General features: G+C 49.1%; 7 protein-coding genes. All 7 read left to right on the plus strand.

All coding sequences use genetic code 11. From position 1 onward, the window contains the following. Positions 1-1402, plus strand: a 1402-nt coding sequence (locus tag E3J62_05320) for an undecaprenyl-phosphate glucose phosphotransferase (GenBank protein ID TET46077.1), incomplete at its 5' end; no start/stop codon positions are given. 10 nt (positions 1403-1412) lie between these two features. After that, complete coding sequence (locus E3J62_05325; GenBank protein ID TET46078.1) at positions 1413-2333, plus strand: NAD-dependent epimerase/dehydratase family protein; 921 nt, start codon at positions 1413-1415, stop codon at positions 2331-2333. After that, positions 2261-3334 carry a Gfo/Idh/MocA family oxidoreductase gene (locus E3J62_05330; protein ID TET46079.1) on the plus strand — a complete coding sequence of 358 codons (1074 nt, stop codon included), beginning with the start codon at positions 2261-2263 and terminating at the stop codon, positions 3332-3334. Before E3J62_05325 ends, E3J62_05330 begins: the two co-directional genes overlap by 73 nt. 24 nt (positions 3335-3358) lie before the next feature. Continuing rightward, entirely contained in the window at positions 3359-3949 is a 591-nt protein-coding gene (locus tag E3J62_05335; GenBank protein ID TET46080.1) for an N-acetyltransferase, read from the plus strand. Next, positions 3949-5046 (plus strand): DegT/DnrJ/EryC1/StrS family aminotransferase, encoded by a 1098-nt coding sequence (locus E3J62_05340; protein ID TET46081.1) that lies wholly within the window; start codon positions 3949-3951, stop codon positions 5044-5046. The genes E3J62_05335 and E3J62_05340 overlap by 1 nt, the downstream gene beginning before the upstream one ends. A 154-nt stretch (positions 5047-5200) precedes the next feature. Further along, positions 5201-5476, plus strand: a complete 276-nt coding sequence (locus E3J62_05345) for a hypothetical protein (protein TET46082.1) — start codon at positions 5201-5203, stop codon at positions 5474-5476. An 18-nt stretch (positions 5477-5494) separates the two neighbouring features. Beyond that, the gene (locus E3J62_05350; protein TET46083.1) at positions 5495-6265 is read left to right on the plus strand and encodes a fibronectin type III domain-containing protein; all 771 of its coding nucleotides are present in this window, start codon (positions 5495-5497) and stop codon (positions 6263-6265) included. The last annotated feature ends 437 nt before the right edge of the window (positions 6266-6702 follow it).

Here is a 6702-nt window from a genome sequence, read left to right on the forward strand (position 1 = left end):
AGAGATGGCTGTCAGGAGAAAAGCTCAATTTCTGTTCTTCATCTTGGCCTTGCTGATTGATGGTTCCTCAGTACTTCTGGCGTTTGCCCTAGCATTTTGGCTGAGATTCTATTCTGGCCTCGTACCAGTTAGGTATGGGATTCCTCCCTTTCTAACCTATTTCTATGGTTCTCTTTTCGTGGTAGCCATCTGGATGTTCGTTTTCTACATGCACAAACTGTATGACAGCGAGAGTGGGTATTCTTTCGTTGACGAAGTATGGGAAATCTTCAAGAGTTCGTTCGTGGGTTCATTTGTTGTGCTTGCACCGACATTCTTCCTGGTCGATTTTGAGTACTCCAGATTGACATTCATCATGGCGTGCCCGCTTTCTTTTGGGTGCATTATCATTGGGAGAACATTGCTGAGGGTTCTCACGAGGCGGGCTAAAGCCAGAGGATTTGGTGTCAAAAGAGTTGCCATCGTGGGCGGCGGGGAGATGGGGAAGTCGATCAGAGAAAGGATTGAAAAACATCCAACCATAGGCTACAGGCTCGTTGGTCAAATAATTGAAGAGAACGAGCGGATAGAGGGAGTGGAGTTGCTCGGCACCATTGATAACATAAGACAGGTTGTTGAGGAGTTCCAACTGGATACCCTCATCATGACATTTCCTCTTCGTCGACATCACAGAGTACTCAAGGTTCTTGAAGGTACGGAGGATTTGAAGGTTGAATTCCGGTTCGTGCCGGACATATATGAGCTGATGACCAGTGCAATAAGCCACTACGAACTCGACGGCATACCTCTTATCGGACTTAAGGAGTTCCCACTTGAAGGATGGAACAGGGTGATCAAGAGGCTGGAGGATATTGTAGGTTCACTCGTACTCCTGGCGATCTTCTCTCCGGTGATGATCATCTCAGCAATTGTGATAAAGCTAACCTCCAGAGGGCCTGTCTTCTTCAGGCAGGAGCGGATTGGAGAGGATGGAAGGACATTCAACATCATGAAGTTCAGGTCCATGAGAATCAATGCTGAACAGGAAACCGGTCCGGTCTTTGCCCGAGAGAACGATACAAGGCGGACAAGAATTGGGAGTATTCTGAGAAAGCTCAGTCTTGACGAGATTCCTCAACTGTTCAATGTGTTGAAAGGCGAAATGAGCCTGGTTGGACCAAGGCCGGAGAGACCGCACTTCGTGGACCAGTTCAAGCGTGAAATTCCAAGATACCTGGAAAGGCACAAAGTCAAGTCGGGCATAACAGGTTGGGCTCAGGTGAATGGCCTGAGAGGAAACACTTCGATACCGGACAGGATAAAGCATGACCTTTACTACATAGAGAACTGGTCTCTAGGGTTTGATCTGAAAATAATGATGCGTACGGTTATAGAGGTGGTCAAGTCCAAGGTGGCGTATTGAGAGGAGATCTGTGAAGGTTCTGGTCACCGGCGGAGCGGGATTCATAGGTTCTCATATCGTGGACAGGCTGCTCCACGATGGACACGACGTGTGGATTGTGGATGACCTGTCCACTGGCAAGAAGGAGAATATCAACAAGAAAGCGGAATTCATCAAGATGGATATCGCCGAACCAGGACTATGTGATGCACTTAGGGCTGCCAAACCCGAAATCGTATTTCATTGCGCTGCCCAGATAGATGTGAGGAAGTCAATTGACGACCCAATAGCGGATGCGAGAGCGAACATTATCGGTACAATAAACCTGCTTGAGGCTTGCAGAGTCTGGCAAAGCAAGAAGGTAATATACTCTTCTTCGGGTGGGACAATCTATGGTAATGTGGATAAACCAGCAACAGAAGACTTTCCGGTCCTCCCCCTTTCACCTTACGGTGTCGCCAAACTGGCCTGTGAACACTATCTGCGGTGCTACTCTGTATGGCATGGTTTGAAGTTCACAGTACTTAGATACGCAAACGTGTACGGACCAAGGCAAGATCCCCTCGGCGAAGCTGGTGTAGTTGCCATCTTCAGCAACAAGATGCTATCTGGAGAGACTCCAATCGTGTACGGCTTTGGAAAGATGATAAGAGACTATGTTTATGTGGGAGATATAGTAGAGGCAAATATGGCTGCGATAGAGAAAGGAGAAGGCGAAATACTGAACATTGGAACCAGGAGGCCGACATCTGTTAATGAGCTCTTCAATATCATAGCCGATGTTCTGTCCTTTCAGGAGAAACCTGTGATGAAATCTGCCAGGGACGGGGAACTGAAAAGTAACTTCCTCAGTTATGGCCGTGCAAAGGAAGTTTTGGGATGGGAGCCGAGAGTGAGCCTCGAAGAAGGCTTAAAGATGACCACAGATTGGTTCAAAGAAAGGTTTTCGTAATGATTAAGCTTGGAATCGTAGGTGCCGGGTATTGGGGTCCAAACCTTATAAGAAACTTCATGTCTATTGATGAGTGTGAGGTGAAGCTTATCTGTGATTCGGACCCCGAGCAGTTGACAAAAGTTGGGGAAGGAAAAGCTGAGGTGGAGCTCACGACTGACTCCAGTAAGGTTGTCAACTCCGACGCCGATGCTGTTGTGGTTGCCACTTCTGCTGAAACGCACTACGCGCTGGTGAAAGAGATCCTGGGCGCTGGCAAGGATGTATTTGTTGAGAAGCCGTTAACCCTATCTGTGTCTGAAGGTGAAGAGCTTGTTGAACTCGCGGACAGCCGGGATAGGATTCTCATGGTCGGTCATATACTCCTCTATCATCCGGCAGTCAAGATGCTGAAGAATTACATAACCGACGGCACGCTCGGCAAGGTTTACTACGTCTATTCTGCCAGACTCAATTTGGGCCGTGTGAGGAAGGATGAAAACGCACTGTGGGCATTTGCACCACACGATGTTTCCATCATACTTCATCTTCTTGAGTCTATGCCAGATTCCGTGCAGGCCAGTGGCGAATGCTATCTGAGGGATGGAATATTCGATGTTGTGTTCATGTCTATGCATTTTGCTGACAAATCAATGGCGCAGGTCCACGTATCGTGGCTGGACCCACACAAAACGAGAAAGATCACTGTTGTTGGATCGAAGAAAATGGCCGTATTCGATGACGTGCAGAGCATGGAAAAGATAAGGATCTACGACAAGGGTTTTGACTACACTCCAGCATACGCAAGCTATCCTGAGTCTTTGACCTTGAGGATTGGTGACATTCATATTCCCAAGATAGATGGGAGAGAGCCGCTCAGGCTGGAATGTGAGCATTTTCTTGAGTGTATCAAAACAAGAAAGAAACCTGTTTCTGACGGCGAAAATGGGCTTCGAGTTCTCCGTGTTCTGGAAGCTGCACAGAAATCCTTAGGCCAGAAAGGTAAACCGTTCAAGCCCTGATTCTGGATTTGGGGGGAGTGTGTGATGAATGATAAGGACAAGAATGATGTTTTCGTTCACGAGACTGCCTGTGTGGATGAAGGAGCAGAGATAGGAGATGGAACGAAGATATGGCATTTCACCCATGTGATGGGTGGGGCGAGGATAGGCAAGAACTGCCGGATTGGCCAGAACTGTTTCATCGCTCCCAGAGCCGTTCTGGGGGACGGCGTGAAACTCCAGAATAACGTCTCCGTCTATGATCTGGTTACTCTCGAGGATGATGTATTCGTGGGGCCATCGGCTGTCTTTACAAATGATGTAAACCCCCGAGCAGCCTACCCCAAAGGGGGCAAGTGGATCCCCACACTTGTGAAGCGAGGGACTTCGATCGGCGCAAACTCAACACTACTGTGTGGCATTACGCTGGGTAGCAACTGCTTCATTGGAGCCGGCGCTGTGGTCACCAGGGATGTTCCGGATTACGCTGTCGTTGTTGGTACTCCGGCATCTGTGGTAGGATGGATGTGCGAGTGCGGGCAAAGACTTGTATGGAGCGGAGAGGAAAAGAAGGTTACATGCCCAAAATGCAGTAGGGCTTTCAGTAAACACGACATGGTTGTGAAGGAGGAGTGATGAAAGTTCCATTGGTGAATCTGGCAAGACAGTATCAAAACATCAAGTCAGAGATAGATGAGGCAACTTCCAGAGTACTAGAAAGCGGTAGGTTCATTCTGGGGAAGGAAGTTGAGGATTTCGAGAACTCTCTTGCAGACTACATGGGGATGAAACACGCGATCTCAGTGGGCAGTGGCACAGATGCGCTTCTTCTTTCACTCAGAGCCATCGGTCTTGAGCCAGATGATGAGGTTATCCTCCCCACATTCACATTTGTTTCCCCTGCTGAAGTAGTTGCCCTGTTGGGGGCAAAGCCTGTATTCGTGGATGTGGAGAGAGACAGCTTCAATATTGATGTTTCGAAGATAGAATCTGCGGTTACGGCCAGGACTAAGGCGATAATGCCAGTTCATCTCTATGGTCAGAGTGCGGACGTGGATGAGATAAAAGAGATTGTCGGGAAGAGAGGCCTGCACATAGTAGAGGACAGCGCTCAATGTGTGGGCGCAACCTACAAGGGGTCCAAGGTGCCCTCCAGAGGCCACCTCGGGGCAGTCAGTTTCTTCCCCACCAAGAACTTGGGGTGCTTCGGAGATGGTGGGGCTGTACTCACCAACAGTGACGCATTCGCCAAAGAGTTGCGGGCGATACGGAGCCACGGGAGCATGAGAAAATATGAGCATACCAAGTTGGGTACCAACAGCAGGCTTGATGCGATTCAAGCGGCAATACTGGCGGTAAAATTAAAATATCTGGATGAATGGAACAACAGAAGAAGAGAAACAGCAAAAAGATACTCCGCGGAATTCTCTTCTTTTGTGGAAGTCCCCGTGATTCTGGAAGAAAGGGACCACATCTTCCATCAATATACTATCAAGTGCGAAGAGCGTGACAAGTTGATTGAACATTTTAAGAAAAAGGGTATCGCCTGTGCGGTCCACTACCCCAGGCCTCTCCACTTGCAGCCCGCGTATTCCTATCTCGGTTACAAGGAAGGCGATTTCCCCGTCAGCGAGGCGTTGAGCAAAGAGGTCCTATCACTTCCCGTATATCCTGAGTTGACTGAGGCTGAGATAGACGCTGTCGTCGATGGCGTCAAAAGCTACTTCAAATAGCGGCAAATCTCGAGTTTTGAATTGTATTGACATAAGAGAGGTGTGGTGGTAATATGCTGAATTCGCAAGATGTTTGTTCTAAAGGAGGTGATGCTGGGCTACTTGAAGCTTGCATTCATTCGAACGGAAGGTTCTTTTGGGAGGAGGTAGAGAGATGAGGAAAATTGTGGCAGCATTGGCTGCGGCGGGGTTATTGGTGTTCTTTCTAGGGTGCCAGATTCCTGGTGGTGAAAATCTTGTGAAGATTGCTGATATGGAGAAGAGTATTGCAGAGCTGAACGCGAAGGTGGATGCGCTGACCGAGAGCGTTGATGAGTTGGCAAGCAATTTCGATGAACTCTCAAAATCCTATGCGGAGCATTTGGAAAAACATCACAAAAAGACAACCTATAAGCCCCCACCGAAGAAAATACCGAGGAAAATCAAGTAGCAAGCAGGGAGGGAGAACATGATGAGAATTGCTGCGTTACTCGCGGTTGTTGGGTTGCTGGTCTTGATTGTTGGCTGCGGGGAAGAGGAGCCAACAGGTCCTGGTCCGACAGTTTCCGCACCCACAAATCTCACGATAACGGTAGTTCCGGCTGACTCGCTTTCTGTTCAGCTTTCCTGGACAGCACCCGTCGTAGCCGGTCCGGCAGATATCGATGGGTACATAGTCTCTTTCAAAGGAAATGTAGTTGACACAGTTACAACGACCACTTTCCAACACACGCCGACTTCTCTTGGCACATATTCGGTGAAGGCGTACAAGGGAGACGACGAAAGCAGCGCAATCGAAGCAAGCACTGCTCTCCATGAAGAAACTGGGGAAGGACCCATATACTGGATGCAGGATCCTGATCCGGGCCATCCAAGCTGTTTTGGCTGGGATAACACTGGCAATGGCTCAACGTATCCCTGGGACTCTCAATACATCGACAACATAGACCTAGTTCTTGATGCCGACGAAGACCTGAGGAGTCCGTCTGACACTTTCGGAGGTCTCTGGCACACCACTGGAATAGCTTACGATGGGGGCTGGACTTACGCTACTATGACTGTTGCCCCGCTATCTGGTTACTTCACCTTTCAGAACGTCGTTGACGGTGGTGTCTATGTGCTCTACCTGGAGACTGGAAACCATCTGAAACTGGAGATCACCAGCTACAATCCAGGCACACATAGCATCATCTTCAAGTTCGGATATCAGACAGTGGCTGGATTCAGAAGGCTTGGTTGAGCCCAGCACACAGGATTCTTGAAAGCCCTGCGCCGCATCTGGCGCGGGGCTTTTTCTTTGGCGCTACCACTAATCGTAGGGGCGGTTCGCCCTTCGGCAGGCTCAGGGCAAGCTCACTTACCGCCCCTACTGAATCCTGGGTACCAGTTGTCTTACATCTCATTCCGGCAATCTTCGATCTCAAATCTGCAATCTCAAATGTTAAGGGCACCGTCCCCAATGCACAGAAAAAGGATCTGGTTGTGTCAGATTGCTTCGCCACCCTCCGGTGGCTCGCAATGACATGTTTTGTTTTGGGTGGTGGAGGGATTGGGATTTCGTTCTTCGCAGTTCCCAGAGGGGAAGCAGATTCTTCGTCGCCCTCACGGGCTTCTCAGAATGACAGGTGTTATTTTGTCACTCTGAGCGCCAGCGAAGAGTCTGCTTGTGCCAGATTG

This window comes from candidate division TA06 bacterium (assembly GCA_004376575.1).
GTDB lineage: Bacteria > Hydrothermota > DG-26 > E44-bin18 > E44-bin18 > E44-bin18.

What these genes read in the sequence shown, in the direction of transcription:
- E3J62_05330 (TET46079.1), top strand. Translation starts at nt 2,261, where the DNA reads ATGGGAGCCGAGAGTGAGCCTCGAAGAAGGCTTAAAGATGACCACAGA.
- E3J62_05335 (TET46080.1), top strand. Translation starts at nt 3,359, where the DNA reads ATGAATGATAAGGACAAGAATGATGTTTTCGTTCACGAGACTGCCTGT.
- E3J62_05340 (TET46081.1), top strand. Translation starts at nt 3,949, where the DNA reads ATGAAAGTTCCATTGGTGAATCTGGCAAGACAGTATCAAAACATCAAG.
- E3J62_05345 (TET46082.1), top strand. Translation starts at nt 5,201, where the DNA reads ATGAGGAAAATTGTGGCAGCATTGGCTGCGGCGGGGTTATTGGTGTTC.
- E3J62_05350 (TET46083.1), top strand. Translation starts at nt 5,495, where the DNA reads ATGATGAGAATTGCTGCGTTACTCGCGGTTGTTGGGTTGCTGGTCTTG.